This window comes from Streptomyces sp. NPDC048297 (assembly GCF_043201585.1).
GTDB lineage: Bacteria > Actinomycetota > Actinomycetes > Streptomycetales > Streptomycetaceae > Streptomyces.
In genome coordinates this window covers 126,880-149,856 of sequence record NZ_JBICZA010000003.1, presented here as the reverse complement: position 1 = coordinate 149,856, position 22,977 = coordinate 126,880, and the positions used below count along the sequence as shown (strand labels likewise).

General features: G+C 68.8%; 16 protein-coding genes and 3 pseudogenes. 13 read left to right on the top strand and 6 right to left on the bottom strand.

Annotation, left to right across the window (positions count from 1 at the left end):
- Nucleotides 1–194, bottom strand: a pseudogene (locus ACGFYV_RS04475) (hypothetical protein); the annotation flags it as partial.
- Between the two features lie 174 nt (nucleotides 195–368).
- On the opposite strand from ACGFYV_RS04475, the gene ACGFYV_RS04470 reads away from it, so the two are divergent.
- From ACGFYV_RS04470 to ACGFYV_RS04460, 3 genes and pseudogenes are all read left to right on the top strand, one after another.
- Nucleotides 369–1,697 carry a class I SAM-dependent RNA methyltransferase gene (locus ACGFYV_RS04470; protein WP_393876848.1) on the top strand — a complete coding sequence of 443 codons (1,329 nt, stop codon included), beginning with the start codon at nucleotides 369–371 and terminating at the stop codon, nucleotides 1,695–1,697.
- Between the two features lie 497 nt (nucleotides 1,698–2,194).
- A pseudogene (locus ACGFYV_RS04465) lies at nucleotides 2,195–2,900 on the top strand (transposase); the annotation flags it as partial.
- A gap of 19 nt (nucleotides 2,901–2,919) precedes the next feature.
- Nucleotides 2,920–3,897: pseudogene (locus ACGFYV_RS04460) on the top strand (tyrosine-type recombinase/integrase); the annotation flags it as partial.
- A gap of 384 nt (nucleotides 3,898–4,281) precedes the next feature.
- Here the strand turns inward: ACGFYV_RS04460 and ACGFYV_RS04455 are convergent.
- Together ACGFYV_RS04455 and ACGFYV_RS04450 are read right to left on the bottom strand one after the other, a co-directional pair.
- On the bottom strand, nucleotides 4,282–4,527 hold the full coding sequence (locus ACGFYV_RS04455) for a DUF2283 domain-containing protein (protein ID WP_393876847.1): 246 nt from the start codon (nucleotides 4,525–4,527) through the stop codon (nucleotides 4,282–4,284).
- 2 nt (nucleotides 4,528–4,529) lie between these two features.
- Complete coding sequence (locus ACGFYV_RS04450) at nucleotides 4,530–10,487, bottom strand: RHS repeat-associated core domain-containing protein (protein WP_393876846.1); 5,958 nt, start codon at nucleotides 10,485–10,487, stop codon at nucleotides 4,530–4,532.
- Nucleotides 10,488–10,695: 208 nt separating this feature from the next.
- Here ACGFYV_RS04450 and ACGFYV_RS04445 point away from each other — a divergent pair, with 208 nt between their 5' ends.
- From ACGFYV_RS04445 to ACGFYV_RS04425, 5 genes are all read left to right on the top strand, one after another.
- Nucleotides 10,696–11,943 (top strand): helix-turn-helix domain-containing protein, encoded by a 1,248-nt coding sequence (locus ACGFYV_RS04445; RefSeq protein WP_393876845.1) that lies wholly within the window; start codon nucleotides 10,696–10,698, stop codon nucleotides 11,941–11,943.
- 157 nt (nucleotides 11,944–12,100) lie between these two features.
- Nucleotides 12,101–12,439: a hypothetical protein gene (locus ACGFYV_RS04440; protein WP_393876844.1), complete on the top strand. Its 339-nt coding sequence runs from the start codon at nucleotides 12,101–12,103 to the stop codon at nucleotides 12,437–12,439.
- Complete coding sequence (locus ACGFYV_RS04435; RefSeq protein ID WP_393876843.1) at nucleotides 12,432–12,719, top strand: hypothetical protein; 288 nt, start codon at nucleotides 12,432–12,434, stop codon at nucleotides 12,717–12,719. The genes ACGFYV_RS04440 and ACGFYV_RS04435 overlap by 8 nt, the downstream gene beginning before the upstream one ends.
- A 663-nt stretch (nucleotides 12,720–13,382) precedes the next feature.
- On the top strand, nucleotides 13,383–13,790 hold the full coding sequence (locus ACGFYV_RS04430) for a hypothetical protein (RefSeq protein ID WP_393876842.1): 408 nt from the start codon (nucleotides 13,383–13,385) through the stop codon (nucleotides 13,788–13,790).
- Nucleotides 13,791–14,063: 273 nt separating this feature from the next.
- On the top strand, nucleotides 14,064–14,471 hold the full coding sequence (locus tag ACGFYV_RS04425; RefSeq protein ID WP_393876841.1) for a DUF2690 domain-containing protein: 408 nt from the start codon (nucleotides 14,064–14,066) through the stop codon (nucleotides 14,469–14,471).
- A gap of 121 nt (nucleotides 14,472–14,592) precedes the next feature.
- On the opposite strand, the gene ACGFYV_RS04420 is transcribed toward ACGFYV_RS04425, so the two are convergent.
- The gene (locus tag ACGFYV_RS04420) at nucleotides 14,593–15,774 is read right to left on the bottom strand and encodes a GTP-binding protein (RefSeq protein ID WP_393876840.1); all 1,182 of its coding nucleotides are present in this window, start codon (nucleotides 15,772–15,774) and stop codon (nucleotides 14,593–14,595) included.
- A gap of 6 nt (nucleotides 15,775–15,780) precedes the next feature.
- A complete protein-coding gene (rpmF, locus tag ACGFYV_RS04415; RefSeq protein WP_393876839.1) occupies nucleotides 15,781–15,951 on the bottom strand; it encodes a 50S ribosomal protein L32 in 171 nt (56 codons plus the stop codon).
- Between the two features lie 169 nt (nucleotides 15,952–16,120).
- On the opposite strand from rpmF, the gene ACGFYV_RS04410 reads away from it, so the two are divergent.
- The 5 genes from ACGFYV_RS04410 to ACGFYV_RS04390 all read left to right on the top strand — a co-directional run bounded on the left by ACGFYV_RS04410 (nucleotide 16,121) and on the right by ACGFYV_RS04390 (nucleotide 22,104).
- Entirely contained in the window at nucleotides 16,121–16,774 is a 654-nt protein-coding gene (locus tag ACGFYV_RS04410) for a response regulator transcription factor (RefSeq protein ID WP_393876838.1), read from the top strand.
- Between the two features lie 17 nt (nucleotides 16,775–16,791).
- Nucleotides 16,792–18,078: a sensor histidine kinase gene (locus ACGFYV_RS04405; protein ID WP_393876837.1), complete on the top strand. Its 1,287-nt coding sequence runs from the start codon at nucleotides 16,792–16,794 to the stop codon at nucleotides 18,076–18,078.
- A gap of 38 nt (nucleotides 18,079–18,116) precedes the next feature.
- A complete protein-coding gene (locus ACGFYV_RS04400; RefSeq protein WP_393876836.1) occupies nucleotides 18,117–19,394 on the top strand; it encodes a hypothetical protein in 1,278 nt (425 codons plus the stop codon).
- 224 nt (nucleotides 19,395–19,618) lie between these two features.
- Complete coding sequence (locus tag ACGFYV_RS04395; RefSeq protein WP_393876835.1) at nucleotides 19,619–21,160, top strand: hypothetical protein; 1,542 nt, start codon at nucleotides 19,619–19,621, stop codon at nucleotides 21,158–21,160.
- Nucleotides 21,161–21,165: 5 nt separating this feature from the next.
- Nucleotides 21,166–22,104: a lysylphosphatidylglycerol synthase domain-containing protein gene (locus tag ACGFYV_RS04390; RefSeq protein WP_393876834.1), complete on the top strand. Its 939-nt coding sequence runs from the start codon at nucleotides 21,166–21,168 to the stop codon at nucleotides 22,102–22,104.
- 102 nt (nucleotides 22,105–22,206) lie between these two features.
- On the opposite strand, the gene ACGFYV_RS04385 is transcribed toward ACGFYV_RS04390, so the two are convergent.
- Nucleotides 22,207–22,953 carry a response regulator transcription factor gene (locus tag ACGFYV_RS04385; RefSeq protein WP_393876833.1) on the bottom strand — a complete coding sequence of 249 codons (747 nt, stop codon included), beginning with the start codon at nucleotides 22,951–22,953 and terminating at the stop codon, nucleotides 22,207–22,209.
- Nucleotides 22,954–22,977: the final 24 nt, after the last annotated feature.

Below are 22,977 nucleotides of genomic sequence, written 5' to 3'. Positions count from 1 at the left end.
AGGGTCTGAGACGCAGGGTCCGCGTCGGCGAGGGTCTGGGGCGCGAGGTCCGAGGCGGCGAGGGTCTGAGACGCAGGGTCCGCGTCGGCGAGGGTCTGGGGCGCGAGGTCCGAGGCGGCGAGGGTCTGAGACGCAGGGTCCGCGTCGGCGAGGGTCTGAGACTCGAGGCCCGCGTCGGCGAGGGGCTGAGGCACGGGTTCGAGGCGCTGTGGGAAGGCCGTAGACTGGTGGGCTGTTGTCAGGCCCACCGGCTGCGGCCGCACCCTTTCCCGCGACCGCCTCCCACTGTCCCACCCCCTGCACCACCCTCCTGCCCTCTGCCCCACCCCCTCCGTCCCGCCCTCTTCCCGATCTGGAGTCACCCCACCATGCAGGCAGAACCGACGAAGTCTCTGGTGGGCGAGGAGTACGAGGTCGAGATCGGCCCCGTCGCCCACGGCGGCCACTGCATCGCCCGTACGTCGGAGGGCCAGGTGCTGTTCGTGCGGCACGCGCTGCCCGGCGAGCGGGTGGTGGCCCGGGTGACGGAGGGCGAGGAGGGCGCCCGCTTCCTGCGCGCGGACGCCGTCGAGATCCTCGACGCCTCCAAGGACCGCGTCGAGGCCCCCTGCCCCTTCGCCGGCCCCGGCCGCTGCGGCGGCTGCGACTGGCAGCACGCCAAGCCGGGCGCCCAGCGCCGCCTGAAGGGCGAGGTGATCGCCGAGCAGCTCCAGCGCCTCGCGGGTCTCACCCCCGAGGAGGCCGGCTGGGACGGCACGGTCATGCCGGCCGAGGGCGACAAGCTTCCGGCGGGCGAGGTGCCCCAGTGGCGGACGCGGGTGCAGTACGCGGTGGACGCCGACGGCAACGCGGGACTGCGCCGCCACCGCTCGCACGAGGTCGAACCGATCGACCACTGCATGATCGCCGCGCCCGGTGTCACCGAACTCGGCATCGAGGAACGGGACTGGGCCGGCATGGCGTCCGTCGACGCGATCGCCGCGACGGGCTCCCAGGACCGCATGGTGATCCTGGAACCGCGGCCCGGCGCCCGGCTGCCGCTCGTCGAGCTCGACAAGCCCGTCTCCGTCATGCGCGTCGACGAGAAGGACGGCGGCATCCACCGCGTCCACGGCCGCGCGTTCGTGCGTGAGCGTGCTGACGGCCGCACCTATCGCGTCGGCAGCGGCGGCTTCTGGCAGGTCCACCCGATGGCGGCCGACACCCTGGTCAAGGCCGTCATGCAGGGCCTGCTGCCGCGCAAGGGCGAGATGGCCCTCGACCTCTACTGCGGCGTGGGCCTCTTCGCCGGCGCCCTCGCCGACCGCCTCGGCGAGAAGGGCGCGGTCCTCGGCATCGAGTCCGGCAAGCGCGCGGTCGAGGACGCGCGCCACAACCTCGCCGACTTCCCCCGGGTCCGCATCGAACAGGGCAAGGTCGAGTCGGTCCTCCCGCGCACCGGCATCACCGAGGTCGACCTCATCGTCCTCGACCCCCCGCGCGCGGGCGCCGGCCGCAAGACCGTCGACCACCTCTCCTCCCTCGGCGCCCGCCGCATCGCCTACGTCGCCTGCGATCCCGCTGCGCTGGCCCGCGACCTGGCGTACTTCCGTGACGGCGGGTACCGGGTGCGGACGCTGCGGGCGTTCGATCTGTTTCCGATGACGCATCATGTGGAGTGCGTGGCGATCCTTGAACCGGCCGCAAAGGCCGTCTGACCTGCGGGTTCGGGTGGTGTGCGTTATGTGCGGTGTGGGCGGTACGGGCGATATCTTGACGCTGAAATGACGCTCTCCGAGGTGTCTTGACGCTCATTTGACGCTCGTTCTGATGGGGTGCCAGGTGGGCTGAACAGCTGGTTGGGCGGCCTGTCGGCCTCTCCAGCGAGGCAGGAGTGTTTGGAGTCTTTCGACGACGAGTGGCCACGCCGGCACGCCCGGCGGGTTCCGGTGCGAGGGACAACCGGTCCGGCGGTGGCAGATACCATCAGCCGTGTCTTGGCGTTGGAATTCCCCTTTCGCACCCAGCGAGGGCGTGCACCCGTACCCCGATGAGCAGGCGGTTGGCGGCGGGCGATGAGAGGGTCTGCCGCCAACCGTGACTCACCACGCCTGTGGCTATGCGACGGAGATTGTGAGCCAAGGGGCCTGGGTGGCGGGTCTGATGAGCCTTTGTGACTGAACAACCTGCATCCGCTTCCACCCTGCACCGCTTCGATGCGCACCGTGACGACCCGGAGTTCGGCCATCGCTTCCTGGCCGACGAAGCGCGCGGCGCTGGGGCCGTGATGGCGGACTGGACTGCATGGCGGATCTGCCGGGACAACCGCTGGTGGAGCGTGTCCGGCAAGAAGTGTGGCAAGGGCAAGAAGGCCGGCCCGCCGGTGCACGACGACCTGGTCCGCCGTGACTTCACCGCGACCTGCGCGAACCGGCTGTGGCTCGCAGATATTACCGAGCACGCCACCGGCGAAGGCAAGCTCTACCTCGGCGCGATCAAGGACGCCTTCAGCAACAGGATCGTGGGCTACTCCATCGATGTGCGGATGAAGTCCCGCTGGGCCGTGGCCGCCCTGAACAATGCCGTGGCCCGGCGTGGAGACGTCGACGGGTGCACTCTGCACAGCGATTGCGGTTCCTCTCCCGGAAGTTCGTCCGGGTGCTCGACAGCCACCGGATGGCCGGATCGACAGGGAGGGTCGGAGCTGCCCGGGACAACGCGGCCATGGAGTCCTTTTCAGCCTGCGGCAGAAGAACGTCCTCGACCGCCGTGTCCGGGCCACCCGCGAAGAACTCCGCATCGCGATCGTGACCTGGATCGAGCGGACCTACGACCGAAGCCGCAGACAAGCCTCACTCGGCCGGCTGACCCCCATCGAATTCGAGACCGTCATGACCACACCGGCCCTCCAGGCCGCGTGACCGCACCTGTCACCCGAACCTGCATCAGCCCCCGGGCCTCGGCGCCAAGAAGCTCGCCCGACTCACCACCCGCGACGTCGGCACCTTCCTCGACTGACTCCGCACCACCTGCCAGTGCTGCACCCAGGAACGGGATGCTGTTCGGCGGTCCTGCTGCGCTATCGGTCAGTGCTGCGACAAGCGGCTGTCACCGTTGACCGTGACGTACGTCCACGCGGTCCTCAAGTCAGCCCTGGAACACGCCGTCCGCGAGGACGAGCTGCCGCGCAACGTGGCCCGGAACGTCAAGACCGCTGCGCCCCGCACGAGGCGCTTCCGGCCCCTTACGGCGGCCGAGGCCCGGCAGTTCCTCCAGGCCGCCAGCGGTGACCGGATGCACGTGCTGTACGAACTCGCCCTGCGCACCGGGCTCCGCAAGGGCGAACTCCTCGGCCTACGCTGGGAAGACCTCGACCTCGACGGCGGCACAGCCAGCATCCACCGCTCCCTCCAGCGCACCCGCACCAGCGGCCTGACCACCCTGCACACCAAGACCCGCGCCTCCGAACGCCGCATCGCCCTCCCGACCGAGTGCGTCCATTCCCTCAAGAGCTACCGGGAACACCAGCAGGATGAACGCCAGGACGCCGGAACCAACTGGACGGACAGCGGGCTCGTCTTCACCACCGCGACCGGAAGCCCCCTCGACCCCACCAATCTCAACCGCCGCTTCGGCCGACTCCTCAGCCGGGCAGGGCTCCGCCGCATCCGCTTTCACGATCTCCGCCACTCGACTGCGACCCTGCTCCTGGAACAAGGCGTCGACCTCGTCGTGATCAAGGAACTCCTCGGCCACGCCCACATCGGCGTCACCGCCACCGTGTACGCCCACGTCCGGCTCCGCCTCCAGCGCGACGCCATCGACCTTCTTGGTAACGCCCTCCGCAACCCCGCCCAGATCACCGGCGAGCCCGGCGACAGCGACGAACCACCCCTTTGCGCAGCGCCCGTCCGCTGACGTTGCCGTCAACTACTGCCGTCAGACACCCGAGAGCACCGCAGCCGCCCCCACCGGATCAATCTCCGATGGGGGCGGCTTGCTCACTTCCGAAGACGCCAGGCAGCGCCCGCAGAAACCCTCACCCGAAGTCCGAATAATTCACCCGACGGTCTTCGTGCGCCCCATTCCATAGAGCCAATTGACACTATCGCGCGACCTGCAAGCACATCCCAAGCCTGACTGATTCAATTCTGTCGAGCCATGAACCGGAGAGCTATTTTCCTCCTGAAAGACGCGCCAAGATTTCGGAATGATACGCAACGGCGCCTCGAAAACTAGCAAGTCAAACCAGGAGGAGAGCTACAAATTCGAGAACTTGATTCGGAAGCCCGTTGGCAGCCTTTAAGAGCTCTCCATGTCGAGTCGCTCCGCCATATCAAGCAAGTGCTGGGGAAGCTTTGAACTGGCCGCCAGCACCTCGATACCAATGAGGCACCCGCTCTCGTCGAAGTCGAGATTGATCATGCCCCCGACCTCGACCGGATCGCAGGGATACATGCGAGCCACCTGCGTGCGCGCTTGCGGATCGGCGAAGTAGACATACGCCGCATTCGCCTTCTGATCGTATGTAACTCTAACGTCTGCCATGGTTAGCGCCCTCCCTGGAGACGGTTGATGTATGCCTGGTCCACATTGGTCATCACGGTGTTCACGTTCCCGTCGACGGTCTTGGCGACAAATACCTTGGACCGGGGATCATGGTAGCCCAGCTTCCACTGATCATCGTGATTGTAAGAGAAGGGCTCTCTTCCAAGAACGGCCTGAGCATCCTCTGCCGAAACCCCGCGCTGCTCCAGGCGCTGCGTAGCGTGAAGCGTGAATTCATCAACCTTAGCGGCAGCATTGGGGCGCGGAATGACCGGCTCCCCCCAATTGCAGTAGCAATCAGCTGCATGCGCAGGATCGCCGCATGCATTATGCACGAGAATCGGCGTGCTGCCTGCAAGGACATAGTACGTGTGCAGCTCTTTGACCGTCAGGTTGTACATGTCCGCGGCACCTGGGCGGGTACGGACGGACACAACGCGGACGTGGTGGTCAGTCGCAGTTTCCAGGTTGTGGCCCGGTGTGAGCTGACCGGCGGGTACCCAAGTGTGGCGTGTGTCGTCCCAGAAGGGGTGGCGGGAGGTGGTGTGCAGGATGCTGAAGTGGTGGTGCCCGGTTTGGAGCGTCAGGTCGACGAGATCATCGTCGTGATGGATGTGTGTGGCAGTGACTGTGCGAGAACCTTGGTGTCGCCCGGTGGCAGGATCTGCGGACTCGACTTCGTCGCCAGCCTTGATCTTTCCGATGGGCTTGGACTTCCGTCCGCGCATGAGAACACGGGTACTCGGGGTGAAACTGCACGGTCTTTTGAGCCTGACGCCCCCGGCGCGAGTGCGTATCCCGCCGCTTCTTCCGCGCGCGCCCGCGCCTTCACCCCAACCGAATGCGAAGAGGCCGCCGGCAACAACCTGCATGAAGCTTGATGTAGTGCCCTTCGGGCAAGCCTTTCCACCCCTGCAGGAATTCCACAACCACAGCTCCACCTGGGCATGCTGGTTAGGGTTGTCTGGGTCCAGGAGGTACTGAGGTGTAGACCCGTTGGTGTTCATGGTGCCCAACCAGTAGTGGTAGAAGCGGTCTCTGACCTTCTGCCAGCCCTTGAAGTGGTCAGGTATGAAAACGCCAGGAAAGATCTGACGCTTTCCAGTGCCCGGTAGCGTGACGTCATACGGAAGGGGCTGATATGCCGGGCTCGACTTGGCCACCTTGGTCACCTCGCCATTGGTGGCGCCGCCTTTGCCTTCGCCTCCGCCGCAAAGGTCAACCGGGCACAGGCCGGTCGGGTCGCTGAGGGTGACCGGGTTGTTCTCCGCGTACGAATACCCGTTGAGCGATTGGGGGTTGGTGGGATCCATCAACGGGTCGACGGACAGGAAGCGGCCGGTGGCCGGGTCGTAGTCGCGGGCGCCGAGGTGGGTGAGGCCGGTGGTGGCGTCGTTGGTGCCGCCGACGTACCCCTTGTCGCCGGGCCAACTGGTCGGTGCAGTTCCACGCTGAGCACCGAAGGGGGTGGAGCGGCGCTGCTGCATCGACAGGTCACTGGAGTTGATGGCGAGTTGGCTGGTGCCCTGGTGGTCGCCGATGAGGAAGGAGAGCTTGCCGTCATCGGTGCGTACCGCCTGGCCGCCGTCACCGAGGTTGTAGTAGCGGGTGCCCTTCTGAGTGGTGGAGCCGATGCCGAGGGTGATCTCGGTGCCTGAGAGGAAGAGCGTGGTGCCGGAGTCGGTGTCGGCGATCAGACGGTTGCCGTCGGCGTCGTAGATGTAGTTGGCGGTCTTGGTGCCGCCGTTGCCGTCGTCCGCGGAGACAGCCGCAAGGTGGCCCTCTGTATCCCAGGTGAGGGTCTGCTTGTTGGCGACTACGGTGCGGGTCTGAGTATTGCCCGTGTTGTCGGGCGGCGTGTATGAGTCGACAGCCGTGCCGTTGGGACCGGTGGTGGTCACCTGCGAGGGGAAGTGCGGGTGGGAGGCGCCGGGGTCGGGGTAGGTGAAGGTGTGCTTGAGGTCCTGGGCGCTGTCGCCGGAGGGGTCGTGGCGGGTCTCGGAGGTACGGTTGCCGGCCAGGTCATAGGCGTAGGACTGCCAGTACGGGGCGGGGCCGCCGAGCGCCGACGCGGCCGGGGCGGCGGCGCAGGTGGTGGAGCCCTGGGCCCAGGCTTCGGTCAGACGGCCGAGGTAGTCGTAGGTGAAGCACTGGTTGTCGGTGCCGTCGCGGGAGACGTCCGCGACCGACGTGATGTTGCCGGCCTGGTCGTAGTGATAGGTGGCGGACTTGTCGGTGCCGTTGATGTCCTGGCGGTCGACCCGGGAGTTCGACAGCCGCTGGGTGCCCCACTCGTAGGTGTTCGTGACCTGGGTGAACTTGGCGCCGGCAGCCTGGTAGGTGTACTGCAGCGGCTTGCCCGTGTAGCTGTAGGCGGTGTCGGTGACGTAGGTGTTGCCGCCGCTGCCGGTGAGCGTCTTGGGACGCAGCACCTCGTCGTAGGACGGGGTGACCGCCTCCGCCGCCAGCGCGCCGGTCTTCGGGTAGCCGATCGACTGGATGGTGCTGTCGGCGTTGTAGGCGACGGTCGAGGCGTACGAGCCGGCCAGGTCGCCTTCGGAAGAGGGAATGGTGACAGTGGTGCGCTGAGGCCGGTACAGGTTGTCGAACAGGCCGTAGCTGGTGGTGTAGGCGTATCCGGTGGCGCCGCCGATGTAGCGGGTGGCGGAGGCGAGCTGGCCCTTGTAGCCGGTCGGATCCCAGACGTGTGCGGTCAGCAGCGGGCCGGTGGCGTCACCGTCGTGGGTCTCGATCTCCCGGCCGAGGTTGTCGTAGACGTGCGTGATCTTCTTGCTGCGGGAGTCGGTGGTGGAGAGCAGCTGGCCTCGGTCGTCGTAGACGGAGGTGGTGGTGCCCTTGTCCGGGTCAGTGGCGGTCTTCTGGTTGCCGTCCTGGTCATAGGCGTAGGACCAGACGTTCCCGGCCGGATCGGTGATCTTGTCGAGCTGGCCAGCCGGGGTGTAGCCGTAGAGGGTCTTGTCGTACGCGCCGGTCGGGGTGGAGGCGTGGTACTGGTCCAGCTCCGTCGTCTGGCCGCGGGCATCGGTGACGGTGGTGATGGGGGTCCCACCCTGGGGCGGGGTGACGGTGGTGCGGTCGCCGCCGTAGACGGTGGTGGAGGTTGAGAGCACCTGGCCGCCGTCGCCGCTGCCGGCGACCTGCTTGGCGGTGGTGATGCGGCCCAGGCCGTCGTAGGTGTTCCAGGTCTGGGTCTCCACCCCAGTGGCATCCGTCAGCGACAGCAGGCCGGTCGAAGGCCCGGACTGGTTGTTGTAGTACGGCGCGAACGCCTTGGGGACCAGGCCGCGCTCGTCGTAGAAGGTGTCGGACACCAGCCGGCCGCCGGACGGTCCGGGCGCCTGGGCCTGGCGCGGGCGGAGGAATCCGTCGTAGAGGGTGTAGGAGGTCAGCGTGCCGGTGCCGGCGAGGGTGGTGGTGCCGACCGCGACGGCTTGGCCGTCGGTGATGGTGTAGGAGAAGGCGTAGTTGGGGGTCTGGCTGTTGGCCTTGGAGCGGTTGGGCAGCCAGACCTTCAGCGTGCGGCCGAGGGCGTCGTAGGTGGTGTCGGTGCGCTTGTTGTTGGTGTCCACCACGGTCAGCGGCAGTCCCCGGACCGGCTCATAGGTGGTGGTGGTGGTGGTGGTCTGTGCGGTCGTGCTGTCCCCGGCCTTGGCGGGCGGAGTGGTCACCGTCGTGGTGGTGGGGAAGCCGGTGGAGGGGCTGTAGACAGTGGTGGCGGTCCGCCCGTCACTGCGGGCGGTGCGCACCGGTGCCGTGGTTTCGGTCGCGGTGACGTTGCCAGTGATGTCCGTGGTGGCCAGTGGGCGGCCGTAGGAGTCGTAGGTGACGCCGGATTCCAGATAGGTGGCGGTGGTGCCATCGTGGGACTTGAGAGTTGCGAGGTGTGTGGCGTCGCCCGTGGTGGGTGCTACGCCGTAGTCCTGGCCGTCGTAGGCAGTGCGCACGTCGGAGAGGACGGCTTTGGATCGGTCAGGGGCGGTGGGGCAGGCCGTCGCGACCGTCTCGATGCGGGAGGGCCTGTTCAGGATCCACTTGCTGGTGTTGTCGGCGTAGGTGGTGCGGGTGCAGCGGTTGTCCGCCGAGGTGGAAGTGTCCCGCGTGTCGTTGACTGTGGTGACGCGGCCGGCGGTGTCCTCGTGGGCGTAAGAGACATACGTCTGGCGCCACTTGAAGCCGGCGCCGTCGTCCAGAGATGTCCAGGTGTAGGTGTGCAGGGTGCCGGTCAGGTTCGCGGTCACAGTTCCCCAGGAGCGCGTCACCGTCGCGGTCTGATGGAACCATGGTGTGGACACGTTCTTGTCGAGGACGTTGCCGCCGGGGCCGGAGTAGTCCTCGGTCTTGTACTCAAAGCCCACCAGCGGGTCGGCGTCGGTGATGGTGCCGCCGTTGTCGTCTGAGACGGGCGGCACGGACTTGGTTCCGCCGGAGGGCGAGGCCTTGTCGCCGTCCATGCCGCGCAGGAAGTAGTGCTCGCTTTGGGACTTCATGCCGGCCTGACCGCCGGTCTGCACGCGGACATGACCGTAGCCACGGAAGGTGGACCAGGTCTTGTACTTCTCCTTGGTCAGGCCGTCATCGTCGTCGTAGTGCCAGGCCGCGCCGTCCAGGTAGGTGTAACGGGTGACCTGGTCGGGGGCGCCGCCGGTGCGGTCGGTCTGGGTGACCGCGTCCACCACGTACTTGTTGAACCACTGCAGGGTCGGGTCGGAGTCACCCGACTTGGTGTAGTACTGCGGGAAGCAGCGCGTGGTATTCGTCTCCGGCGTGGGCAGGTTGCTCGCGTCGCACGCGGCGGTGGAGTACTCCACGTCGGTCTGGCCGCCGGCCTCGTCGTCGATCGTGGCAAGGCGTTCCTTGATGAACGGGGACGTGTCGTCGCCGTCGATCTTGAGCCGGTTGGTGCGCTGGTCGTAGCCGAAGGTCACCTTCGGCAGGGTGATGTCCGGGGTGGCGGCCTTACCGGTGTGCTGGATGGAGGCCAGCTCCAGTTGGTAGTCGATGTCCGCCATGCCCCACTGGTGGTCCAGCGCCCAGGAGTCCACGGGTGCATAGGTGCCGTCGGACTGCAGGGTGGAGGTGGAGACACCGGTCAGACGCTTGCGGGTGAAGAAGGTTGGGGAGGCCGCATAGCAGGAGGCGCCGGACTTGCAGTTGAGGTCCCACGGGGTGTCGTACCAGTAGGAGCTCTGGGTGTCGATGCTGGAGGCGTTGCAGGTCACCCCGGTCTGTGGAATACAGCGCTCGGCAGTGGTGAAGTCGACCTTCGCCAGGGCCTTGGCGGAGTACGTGGTGGAGAGCTTCAGCCCGTACTCGATGCGGTTGATCGACCCGCCTCGGTCGTAGACGGTCTCATCCGTCGCGGTGAGGTTGCGGCCGTAGTAGTTGGTCTCCTTGTCGTAGAAGTAGGCGATCGCGTTGCCGTGCACGTCGATGGCGTAGTCCAGGTTCCACCTCCAGCCCTGCTGGCACCACGAATCGGCGAACGTGGCTGCGTGGCACTGCTCGCCGGAGTCGTTGCCGTAGACCGGAACGGTCCAGGCACTGTTGGTGGTGGGGTTGCCCGTGGCCCAGCCGGTCAGGCGGTTGTAGCCGAAGTAGTAGCGGGTGCCGTCGGTGGTCGTCATCCGCCAGTACTCGTCGTTGTGGGCGCCGTTGGCACGCACGTTGGTGGAGTCACCGTAGATGCGGTCGACCTTCGTGCCGTCGTCGCCCTTGATGCGGAAGCTGTTGGCACCGGTGGCGATCAGCTCGCCGGAGTGGCCATCGAAGGAGATGGTGGCGTTGTCATAGGCCCAGCACAGGTCGCCGACCTTGTTTCCGGATGCGTCCTTGACGCCCTCGTCTCCACACGGCTTGTAGGAGCGCTCAATGGGGTCCCTCGCCGCCCGGTCACCGGAGGCGTACCAGGAACCCCCGGGGGCCGCCAAGGCCGAGCGCACGCGTCACCAGGTGAGCCTTGGCGGCCCCCGGAGAACCCTGGTCCGGCGAAGCTGCCCGACCGACGAGGGACCCCACCCGCTCAGGCTCCGGTTCTGCCGGAGGTCCGGCCCGTCGCACGGTGGGGCACCCTTGTGGGCGGGTGTCTGCCGGAGCGCCCCCGGTTGATGTGCCGACCGGGCGTACCGTGGAGTGGGAGGTGGTGAGTTGATGACCACGGAGCTGGCTGACAACGTCCGCAAGTACCGGCGTCGCGCGGGGATGAGCCAGGAGGAACTGGCCCACGCCGCAGGCGTATCGCCGGGCACCGTGCGCAAGGCCGAGCAGGGCGGCACCATCCGTATGGAGACCTTGCACACGCTTGCCCGCGCGCTGGGGGTGACCACGGCCGCGCTGATGGCCTCGGATGCACCGGAGCCCGTGGGGCGGGCCGAGGAGCCGAACCGGGTCAACCTGATCCAGCTCCGCGCCGCCCTCACCCCGGCCGTCGGGCTCGTGGACCAGGACGCCGAGGCCGTGGCCGAGGAACCGAACCTGCGTACCTTCCGGCGGACGCTGCAAGACGCACGGGTGCTGTACTTCTCCGACAGCTACAAGAGCGTCGCGGCTCAACTGCCGGGCCTGCTGCGTGATGCCGCACAAGCCGTCGCCTACTACGACAGCGGGGACGAGCACCGGCAGGCTCTGCTGGCCCGTGCCGAGGCGCTGCGTCTGGCCGGCACCTACCTCACACAGGTACGGCAGTACGACATCGCGTATGCCGCTGTGCGCGGCGCCATCATGGATGCCCGTCAGACCGGAGACATGCTTGCGGCGGGCTCGGGCGTCGGCTGCATGTGCTGGCTGCTGGTGAGGCAGGGCCGGTTGGACGAGGCAGAACAGGTCGCGGCCCGGAGCATGGACGCGGTGGAGCCGAAGATCACCGGGGCCGAGCCGGACCACTACGCGGTGTGGGGCGGCCTGGCGATGGAGGCCGCCGCTGCGGCAGCGAGGAACAACCGTCCCGACGAGGCGAAGGCGTACCGTCAGGCCGCCCGGGTCGCGGCAACCGCGGTCGGGACGGCGCATCGCAACGTCTCCCGGCACTGGTCCCTCTTCGGGCCGGTCACCGTCGCGGTCAAGGCACTCGAAGACGACATGGTCGTCGGCGACTCCCGCGCGGTGGTGCGCAAGGCAGGCGAGCAGGAGGAGCTGTCGCCCAAGGCGTGGAAACGCCTGGGCAGGCCCAGCACCAACGACGGGAACCGCTTCACCCTCGATGTGGCGCGTGCCCACACCCGGACCGGAGACTTGTCCGCCGCCATGGACGAGTTGACCCGTGCCAGGGAAGCCGCCCCGCAGTGGCTGCGGCACCAGAACGGGGCCGCCGAGACCATGCAGGAGATCCTGGGCAAGCGCAAGCGCACCCTCACGACAGAGATGCGCGAAATGGCCGACTACCTGGGCGTTGTCGGGTAGCTGCCACGCAGCGTGGCAGTTCGTGAACCAAGAGTCGCGAACTGCCATAACTACAGCCTGGGGTGACGATCAGTCAGTGCCTACGGTCACTGTGTCCACGATCAGTGACCCAGGCCGGGGGTGCCCAGTGAGCCAGCCCAGGAGCGATGCCGACCGCATGCGTCGCAGAGAGCTGTACGACGCCGCGTCGGGTGCGGGAGGACCCCGCTTACTGCCGTGGACCAGCCCGGAGGGGAAGCCCTGCTACCTGAGCACCGACGGCCGGGGCTACCTCTCCGCCCTCGCCGACAGCATCGAGACGGTACAGCTCAGCATGGGCCAGGAAGTGTTGGAGTACGCCCGCGACGCCACGATGCCCGGCGCGAAAACCCTGTCGGCGACCGAATACCGCTGGCTGGCCTGCCGGTTGACGGAAGCCCTGGCGGACGCGCTCAGGGTCGCGGACTCGCGCGGACGGCGCATTCCGGATCAGGAAGAGGCGACCGAGGATGCCTGACTCTCCGAACGCCGGCGCACCAGTACGCAATGTCTCTCGGGGGCGCTACCGCTTCCGCGAGTACCACGTGACCATCGTCCCCGACCCCCTGGCGCTGCCAAAGTTCGAGGCGGCCTGCGTCACCGGCGAAGAGCACAACTGCGGCGCCACCTCAGGCACACTGCATACCCCGGACGACCTGACCCGCTGGATCGCCGAACACTGCGCTCAGAGCGGCCACGAGTTCTACGAACAGACCGTCCGCGCTCTCGTCCGCGCCGAACCCGGCGCGTGGCAGTAGAGTCCCCCTGCGCCGACAGCCGCCAGCGGCAACGCGACCGTGCCGCCCGAGCCCTTGACGGCAGTAGCGACGGCAACAACGACGGATTTCCCCGCACAACCACGGACGCCAGCGGAACCCGAAACATACGCTGACCTGCAAAGAAGCAGGTAGAGCGGGGTCGCGCAGCACACGTACTATGTACTCGCTGGTCAGACGCCGGTTCTGGTTCACAACAGCAATGGGTGTGTGAACTGGTCGTCTAACAGCGTGAAAACGTGGGGTCACACATTCAAGACTCATGGCGCTGGGGCGAAGAACACGAAGGCTCTGACTGATCGTGCTCGCAGTACTGGGAACCAGCAAGGTCAATGGTTGGACAACGACGCTGCTGCAGATTTCCTCAAGGGGCTCCATGTCGAAGGGGCCGGTCCTAGGTCGGTGCAGATCCCGGAGGGAATGGGGCAGGTGATCATGCCGGATGGGAGCATTGTCCAGGCGCGCGCAGCTACCGTCGTACCAAGTCCAAATGGTCTGTACAAGACGGGATTTCCGATCATTGGCCCGAACTAGGAGGCTGGAGAGATAAGCTTCTCTGTGTCGTTCAATCTGGCCGTGCCGTCAGGTGCTCTAACCCCTGCTTCAGCGAGTATGGAGCCGGGTGGAGAGTATGAAACTCTCGTCATGGAGGCGTGTAGCGCCCTCTCCGATGTCGGAGGCGGCATATTCCACATTGGCGGCTTCGGGAATGATGAGTGGCCGCTCGATGTCGCGTATGACTTGTCTGCCTTCATGGAGCAACTCCCGTCGCTTCTGGCGAGTGTGCGTGAACGCCGCGAAGTCGAGGTGGATTTTTACTCGCAAGGCATCGAGAGGACTTTGACCTTCCGCCCAAGCGGAGATCTCGTGATGATTCACTGTGATTCGCGAACCAATTGGGTTCCAGACCCGGAGCGCGAGAGTATTGCGCAGAGTGAGCTAGTCGCGATGCTCTCAAGATTGGCCCGGGACTTCGCTGGAGGGCTGAAGGCGATCAATTCCGAGCTGTCGGAGGTCGCGCCATTCGAACGTTGGCTGGAGGGTGAGGTGTAGCCTCACTGCCTGATCCTGCAACCCTCGCGCTGGATAGCAACAGCAAAGTTGAAGCCCCGCCGGATAAGGGCGAATTCGAGGGGTCGTTGCAACGCCGTGGTCGGTTGATCAGGCCGCAAGGGACGGTGGTCGCCCTGGCCGCCGCCGTTGGCCTGTCCGTCTCGCTGTACGGCGTTCTCGGCCGGCATCCGGGCGCGCCCGCCGACCGGGATGGCGCCGTGGGCAAGGGCGCACCGAGCAGGCAACTCGACGTGAACTGCTTCGCGGACAGCTGTGCCGGAAAAAAATCCCGGGCCAGCCGGCTGCGGTGGCGACGCGTGGACCGCTGCCCTGTCCAGGGTCGGCAAGGTCTACGTGGAGCTGCGCTACAGCGATGCCTGCAAGGCCGCCTGGTCCCGCATGAGTTGGGGAGAGCCCGGCGACATCGCCCGGGTCATCGGCGAGGGGGGCCGGACGTACCAGAACAAGGTCCACTACGACACCGACACGTTCAGCGCGATGGTCGCGGCGCCCAGCCCCTCGACAGCCAAGGCATGTGTTCTGCTCACCTCCGGGGTGCACGCCTGCACCTCCCCGGGCGGCACCCAGCACCTCACCGAGCCCCCGAACCCGCCCACTCCGGCCACTCCGCCCACCCCGGCCACCCCACCCACCCTCTCCGTGGCGGCCGGCACGAGGTGAGCGAGATCGCCAAGAGCGGTCGTGGATACACCACTGCGGCGAACGTGACCCGTGACGCTCGCTCGACGCTCCGGGCGCCCGAGGGGGAGCAGCGGCTGCGACCACCGTCCGGCCCGGGGCTTCAGGGCCCCGCGACGGATACGGGGTGCTCGTGTTCGCAGGTGTCGTCGATGCCGTAGGTGTCCCAGGCGGGGAACGGGTCGGCACGCGGGTGGGCCTCGCCGGCCGTCATGAGGCAGTCGGTCAGGGCCGTTCGCAGGGCGTCGGCCCGCAAGTGGGTTCCGATGAAGACCAGTTCCTGGCCGTCGGGGCTCTCCGCTTCGCGGGCGGCGGACGGTTCGAAGCGGGCCACGGAACCGGCCTGTGACCACAGGCCCGTCACGTGCGGGCGGCCGGCGAGGCTGAAGAAGCCCTTGGAGCGCAGGATCTGCCCGTAGGCACCGCTGTCCAGCCGCTCGGTCACGAACGTCCACAGCCGCCCGGGATGGAAGGGCGCTTCGGCGCGGAAGACGGTGGAGGAGATGCCGTACTCCTCCGTCTCGGGGACGTGGTCGCCGTTGAGTTCCCTGACCCAGCCCGGGGCCTGCTGGGCACGCTCCAGGTCGAACAGCCGGGTGCCGAGGACGTCCCCGACGCCGACGCGGCCGTGGACGGCGGGGACGATCCGCGCCGCCGGGTTGAGGCGGCTGAGGGCCGCGCGCAGCCGGTCGGCCGAGTCGGTGTCGACCAGGTCGAGCTTGTTGAGCACGATGACGTCGGCGAACTCGATCTGGTCCATCAGCAGGTCGCTGACGGTGCGTTCGTCGTCCTCGTACGGGGCGAGGCCGCGCTCCACGAGATCGTCCCCACGGGCGAGTTCCGGCAGGAAGTTCGCCGCGTCGACGACCGTGACCATGGTGTCCAGCTGTGCGAGGTCGCTCAGTGTCGCGCCGTCGTCGCGCGCGAACGCGAAGGTGGCGGCCACCGGCATCGGTTCGGAGATGCCGGACGACTCGATCAGCAGGTAGTCGAACCGCCCGGCGCGGGCCAGCCGGTCGACCTCCTCCAGCAGGTCGTCGCGCAGGGTGCAGCAGATGCAGCCGTTGGTCATCTCGACCAGGCGTTCCTCGGTGCGGGACAGGGCCGCCTCGCCGCCCCTCACCAGGGCGGCGTCGATGTTGACCTCGCTCATGTCGTTGACGATGACGGCGACGCGCAGGCCCTCGCGGTTGCCGAGGACGTGGTTGAGGAGGGTGGTCTTGCCGGAGCCGAGGAATCCGGACAGGACGGTGACGGGCAGGCGACCGGGCCGGTCGTACGGCATCGGGCGTCAGCCCTCGGGACGCAGCAGGCCGCGTTCGTACGCCGTGGCCAGCCGCTGGGGTACCAGGTAGGGCACCCCGTCCACGGTGACCGGCACGAGCTGAGGCGTCGTGGCCTTCCACTGGGCCCGGCGGTGACGGGTGTTGCTGCGGGACATCTTGCGCTTGGGCACGGCCATGGGGACCTCCAGAGTGGGTGGACGGAGCAGCACGCTACATGAAAATGGATCCCATTACGATTTGCGGTCGTCCCGTGAGTCACCAGGGCGCCAGCTCGGCAAACGCGCACCATCAGGGCGCTGGCCAGGGAAAATGGAGAACTGTTGCGGGAGTGCCTAAGGTCGGCCTGTGGCTTTTATCGTGGTGTGTGAGGATGACGCAGCGGTCCGTGACGTCCTCAGACGTGCGCTTGAGCGCGACGGCCACACGGTCGCACTCGCTTCCACCGCGGACAGCCTGCTGCGGCAGCTCGATCCGGCCCCTCACCTGGTCGTCCTCGATCTGGGGCTCCCTGACGCCGACGGCCGCGACGTCTGCCTGGCGCTGCGGGCACGGGGCGTCGACGCCCCGGTGCTGATGCTCACCGCTCTGGACGGCATGCACCACAAGGTGGGCGGCTTCGAGGCGGGAGCCGACGACTACATGACGAAACCGTTCGACATCCCGGAGTTGCTGGTGAGGGTCCGCGCCCTGCTGCGCAGAACAACCGCGACGACCCCGGCGAGGGGCGTCGTTCTCGATCCGGCGAAACATGTCGTCAGCTACGGCTTGACGAGCGAGCGCCTGACGCCGACCGAGTTCCGGCTGCTGGGCAGGCTCATCGCCTCGCAGGGCGACGCGGTGCGCCGTCACGCCCTCGTCGCCGCGGGCTGGCCGTACGGCGCGCAGGTCAGCGACAACACCCTTGACTCCTTCGTGCGCCGGCTACGGACCAAACTCGGTGCGCTGGGCGTGGCCGATCGCCTGGCGACGGTCCGTGGGGTGGGCTATCGATGGGAGTGACGGGATTTCGCGGATCGATGGGAGTGACGGGATTTCGCGGGAGGGTCGTCGCGCTCGCGGTCCTGATCGCGACAGCGGTGGTCGCGGTGCTGGTGGTGGTCTCGCACGTGCTGCTGAGCCAGGTGACCGACGCCGACGCGAACGCCCTGGCGCACACACGTGCCGAGGCGGTGGCGGCGAACGTAGCCGTACGCGGTGGCCACGTCGTGCTGATCGAGGGCGGCAACGAAGCGCTGGACACGGTCTCGTGGGTGTACGCCGACGGGCGCCTCATCGACGGGATCGTGCCGGGCAGCGTCCTCGACCGCGTCGACGCGCTTGTCGGCTCGGGGCAGTCACAGACCACCACGGTCGGTAGTCACCTGCTGTATGCCCAGCCGATCCGGCTGGAAGGCCACCGCGTCATGGTGGTCGTGAGGGTGGATCTGACGCCGTACGAGACGTCGGAGCAGCGCAGCCTGACGATGTCGCTCGTGCTGGGCGGCATCGCGGTCCTGCTCGCGGGCGTCGTCGCGCGCCTCGTGGTGGGTCGTGCGTTGCGGGTGGTCCACGACATGGCCGCACTCGCCGACGAGTGGGGTGATCACGAACCCGGGCGCCGATTCGGCCTCGGCGTTCCGCGGGACGAATTCGGGGAGCTCGGGCGCACTCTCGATCGCCTGCTCGACCGCGTGGACAACGCGCTCGCGGACGAGCGCCGGCTCACCGACGAGATCGCCCACGAGTTGCGGACGCCGCTGACGGCGCTGCGGGGCGAGGCGCAGTTGGCGCAGCTCTCCGGTCAGCAGGTGGCACCGGAGTCCGTGCTGACCGAGGTCGACCGCCTGAACGCGGCGATCACCACGATTCTCGGTGCCGCCCGGACACGGATCGACGGCGGTACCCGCTGCGATCTCGGAGCGGCGGCGCGACAGGCGATCGCCGGCCGCTCCATCGAACTCGCCGTCCCGGCCGACGTCGACGTCGCCGTGGCGACCGAACTCGTCGTGGCCGTGTTGTCACCCCTGCTGGAGAACGGCCTGCGCCATGCGCGTTCGCGGGTCTGGGTCACGGCGCGCGTCCAGCCCCAGGGCGTCGTGATCGATGTCCTCGACGACGGCCCGGGGTTCGACCCGGCCGAGGTCGACCGGGTCTTCGAAGCGGGCGTGACCAGCGGCGACGGGCACGGTCTTGGGCTGGCCGTGGTCAAGCGTCTCGCCGCGTCCGCGGGAGTGGCGGTCCGTGCGATCGCGGGCGGCCACGGTCGCGTCGAGGTGACCTTTCCCACGCCGGAGGCGATTCCCCTGCCGGAGGCGATCGCGTAGTCAGGTTGTGTGCAGGTTGGCCCGGCCAGGCTCGCCGCATGACAACGACAAGCGAAGCCCGCACGCGCAGCAGTGGGCGGCTGATGGTGAACAAGGTTCCCGAGGTCACCATCTGGTTCTGGGTGATCAAGATCCTGTGTACGACCGTCGGTGAGAGTTTCGCCGACTGGATCAACATGAAGCTGGGCGTCGGCCTGGTGAACACCGCGTGGATCTTCACCGCGGTGTTCGTCGTGGTCCTGGCCGTCCAGCTGCGGCTGAAGCGGTACGTCCCGTTCCCGTACTGGCTGACCGTGGTCGTTGTCAGTGTCACGGGCACGCTGTACACCGACATCCTGACCGACCAGCTCAACGTGCCGTTGCGGATCAGCTCCGCGGTGTTCTCGGTCCTGCTCGCCGTGGTCTTCGGCGTGTGGTGGCTGCGCGAGCGGACCCTCTCGATCCACTCGGTCACGACGCTGTCGCGTGAGTCGTTCTACTGGCTCACCGTTCTCGTCACCTTCGCGCTCGGCACCGCGACCGGCGACTGGACCCTGGAGCTCACCGGCTGGAGCCCGGGCGCCTCGGTCCTGCTGCCGCTCGGCCTCATCGCGGCGATCACGCTGTTGTGGAGGTTCGGCGCGAACCCGGTGCTGTCGTTCTGGCTCGCCTACATCCTGACCCGCCCGCTGGGCGCCAACATCGGTGACTGGCTCGCCTCCCCGAAGGTCGCTCAGGGCCCGGGAGAGCCGACCGGCCTCGCGCTGGGCACCTTCACCACCAGCCTGATCTTCCTCGGCCTGATCCTGGCGACGGTCGTCTATCTGACGGTGACGCGCTCCGACGTGACCGAGACCTACGACGCCACGCACCCCCCGCAGCTCACCGCCGCGCCGCAGCGCGAGCGCGTCGCGCTGGCGGGCTTCGGCCTCCTCGCCGTCGCCACCGGGTTCCTGCTGGTCTGGGCGCACAGCCAGCCGCACGTCGGCCCGGCGCCGGAGACCGACGCCACCTCCACCGTTCAGCTCGCCCCCGGCGAGGCCGTGAAGAAGTTCCCGCCCGCGAAGGTCGACGCGCTGAGGGCGCTCGCGTCGACCTCCCTCAAGGACGCGCAGTCGGGGAACGCGAGCGGGGCCCACGCGGCGGCGCAGTCGCTGCGGGACCTCTGGGACGCCGACCAGGCCACGTTGCAGCCGCTGGACGACACCGGCTGGACGTTCCTGGACGCCCAGATGGACCAGGTCCTGAAGACCTTCGCCATCGACCACCCGAACCCGCCGATGTCGCCGGCCCAGCAGGAGGCCGAACTCACCAAACTCCTCACGGACATGCGCTGACGGACCTGATCGGCGGCGACTCCCCCTGGGAGCGCCGCCGATCACCTGTCGCGGGGCACGGGATCCGTGACGCGGTGGCCGCCGGCGGGTGAGACTTCCTGCTCCGGGACGTGACAGCGGAGGCGTCTTCTCACCTGTCTCTCACCCCGCGAGCCGTACTGTGGGACGTCCTCCTACGAGATGTAGAGCATGTGATCCGGGCGTGTGACGACGAGAGGTGCCAGATGGCCGACGGCTCGAACGCCACGGGGACGGGTGTCCCCCGCACCGGCCGCCCCTCGCAGACCCCACAGACCCCACAGACCTCGCGGACCCCGCAGACCTCGCAGACCTCGCAGACCCCGCGGACTCGGCGCCCGCGGGGCGAGCCCCGGCTCGGGGCGGTCGCCGCCGCCTTCACGCTCGTCCAGCTCGTCCTCGTACGGCCGGATCTCGGTCTCGGCTGGGACGAGACGGTCTACGTCAGCCAGGTCAGCGGGCACGTGCCCACCGCCTTCTTCAGCGCGCCCCGCTCCCGCGGCATCTCCCTCCTCGTCGCGCCGATCGCCTCGTGGTCCGACTCCACCGTCCTGCTGCGGATCTACCTGGCCGTCCTCTCCGGCCTGGCCCTCTACTTCGCCCTGCGGGTATGGCGAGGCCACTTCGGGCCCGGTGTCCTGGCCTCGGCCGGCGCCCTGTTCGCCTCGTTGTGGGTGACGCTGTTCTACGGTCCCCAGGCCATGCCCAATTACTGGGTCGCCATCGGTGCCCTGGTCTGCGTCGGCTGCTTCCTGCGCGCTCGCTCGAACACACGGGACCGGGCGGCCCGGTGGGGCGTCTTCGCGGGCGCGGCGGTGATGGCGTTGATGCGCCCCATGGACGCGGTCTACGTCGTGCTGCCCCTGCTCGCGCTCTCCGTGCGCCGCCCGCGTCTTCTTCTCGTGCTGGCCGCGGGGCTGCTGGCGGGTGCCGGCGAGTGGGTGATCGAGGCGTACGCGAGCTACGGCGGCCTCGCGCAGCGCCTGTCCGACGCCTCCGCCATCCAGGGCGGCCTCGGCTGGCACCTCGCGGTGCTCGACCAGCTGCGCAGCCTCGGCGGACGTACTCTGTGCCGGCCCTGCACCGGATCGGCCCCCAACCCCGCGGTGACGTTGTGGTGGTTCGCGCTGCCGCTCCTCGCCGTCCTGGGCGCCGCGGTCGCCGTACGCGCCCGGCGCGCGCTGCCCGTCCTGCTCCCGCTGGCCTGTGCCGTCACGGCCGCGGTCCCCTACCTGTTCCTCATCGGCTACGCGGCCCCCCGGTTCCTGCTCCCCGCCTACGCCCTGCTCGCCCTCCCCGTCGCCCATGGCCTCGCCCACGTGGTCACGGCCGCGAAAGGCCGGACGGCGCGCACCGTCGCCGTCGGCCTGGTGGCGATCGGTGTGGCGGGTCACCTGGTCGTGCAGTACGTCGTCCTGGAACACACCGTGCACAGCTCCGCGGCCTCCCGCGCCGACTGGTCGCGCACCGCCGCCGCCCTCCACGCGCTCGGCGTACGGCAGCCCTGCCTGCTCAGCGGGTACCAGGCCGTGCCGATCGCCTTCTACACCGGCTGTGGCTCCGCCCAGACGGCGGGGCACGACGCCAGCACGACCGTGGCCGAACTGGAGCGTGCCGCTCACCGCACGCCCGTCGCCGTCCTCACTCAACCGGGGGGCCGCCCGCCCGCGTACGCGCGCACCTGGCCCGCGGAGAAGGTCGGCGTTCTCCGGGCGTACGTGGCCCCCGATGTGCGGCGGGGGAGGTGACCGTCGTGGCCGCGACCGAGAGCCTGCCGGCCACCGTGGGCAGGCGCCTGTACGTCCAGCTGGGAATCACCCTGATCGCCTTCGCCGCCGCCGGCGGGATGCTCGCCGCGCACCGGACCACTCTGGACAGCGGCACGGACCGGCTGGCCGCCGCCGACCGGGAGTGGCTGCTGCTCGCCTGTGCCGCCGCCGCGGCCACCTGGGTGTGCGCGGCCGTGGCACAGCAGGGCGCGGTGATCGAACGGTTGCCCAGGGGGCGGCTGGTGGCGGCGCAGTTCGCGGCCGGCGCCGCCAATCACCTTCTTCCGGCGGGGGCCGGAGCGACGGTGGTCAACCTGCGGTTCCTGAAACGGTGCGGGCTGTCCACCGGGCGCGCGGCGACCGCGCTGGCGGTGAAGGCGGCCGTCGGCGGGTTGGTGCGGTGCGCGCTGGGGGTGGCTCTGCTGGTCGCCTCGCCCGGCGCGGTCCATCTCTCCGCGCGGGTCCCGCACGTGCTGGTCCTGCTGCCGGTGGCGGCCGCAGGCGCCGTCCTGGCGGCCGTGATCAGCGGCCGCCTCAGACGACTGGTGGTCCGGGCCTTCGCCGACGTGCGGGACGTGCACCGGTGCCGGGCGCGGGCCGGTGCGCTGTGGGGCGGGTCGGTCGCGTTCGCTCTGCTGCATGCCGGTGTGGTCGTGGCCGTGGTCCACGCGATCGGTCTCGGCCTGCCCGTGAGCCGTGTGGTCATGGCCTACCTGGTCGCCAGCGGCGCGGCGGCGCTGCTGCCCACGCCGGGCGGCCTGGGATCGCTGGACGCCGCGCTCGCCCTCGCGCTCACGGCGGCCGGCGCGCCGGGAGCGGCGGCGGTGTCGGCGGTCCTCGGCTACCGCCTGCTGACCGGATGGCTGCCGATGGCCCCCGGGCTGCTGGTCCTGGCGCTGCTGGCCCGCCGCTCGGCGCTGTGAACCAGCCGGTGTCCGCCGTGCCGGGGGCGCCGTGCGCACGTTCTCTCAACACTGAGAACCAGCGGGCGTTCGCCGTACCGGGGGCGCCGTGCGCGCGTCTTCTCAGTCCGGCGGATCGGGTTGCCGTTCCAGCCGGTACCCGTGCCCCCGCAACGTGGTGATCCTGGGCAGCCGGGCCTGCCGCCCCTCCGCCCGTGCCGCCTCGGTGAGTCTGCGGCGCAGGCCCGCCAGCGTCACGTCCAGGGTCTTGGTGGAGCCGAACCAGTTCTCGTCCCACACCTCGGCCATCAGCGTCTCGCGCGAGAGCGCCTCGCCGACCCGCTCGGCCAGTACCGCGAGCAGGTCGAACTCCTTGGCCCGCAGCGGGACGTCGACGCCGAGCAGTGCGCAGCGACGGGCCGTCACGTCGACGACCAGATCGCCCAGCCGCACCGGCTCCCGGGCAGGCACGGCCACCACGTGCCGCCTGAGGTGGGCCCGCAGCCGGGCGAGCAGCACGGACAGGCTGAACGGCTTGACCAGGTAGTCGTCGGCCCCGGCGTCCAGCCCGGCGATGATGTCGATGTCGTCGGTGCGTGCCGTCAGCACGACGATCAGCAGGTCGGGGAGGCGGGCGCGGAGCTGCCGGGCGACGTCCAGGCCGTCCATGTCCGGCAGCCCCAGGTCCAGGAGCAGCACCTCGTACGGTGCCCGCTCGGCCTGCGCCAGCGCGCCCGCTCCGGTGCGGCACCACGTCGGGGCGTAGTCGTGGCCGCGCAGGCCGGTTTCGAGGTGGCGGCCGATGGTGTCGTCGTCCTCGACGACGAGGACGCGCAGTCGGCTGCGGTCCGGTGCGGCGGGCGTGCGCATGGCCGACAGCCTAGGAGTCGCCGG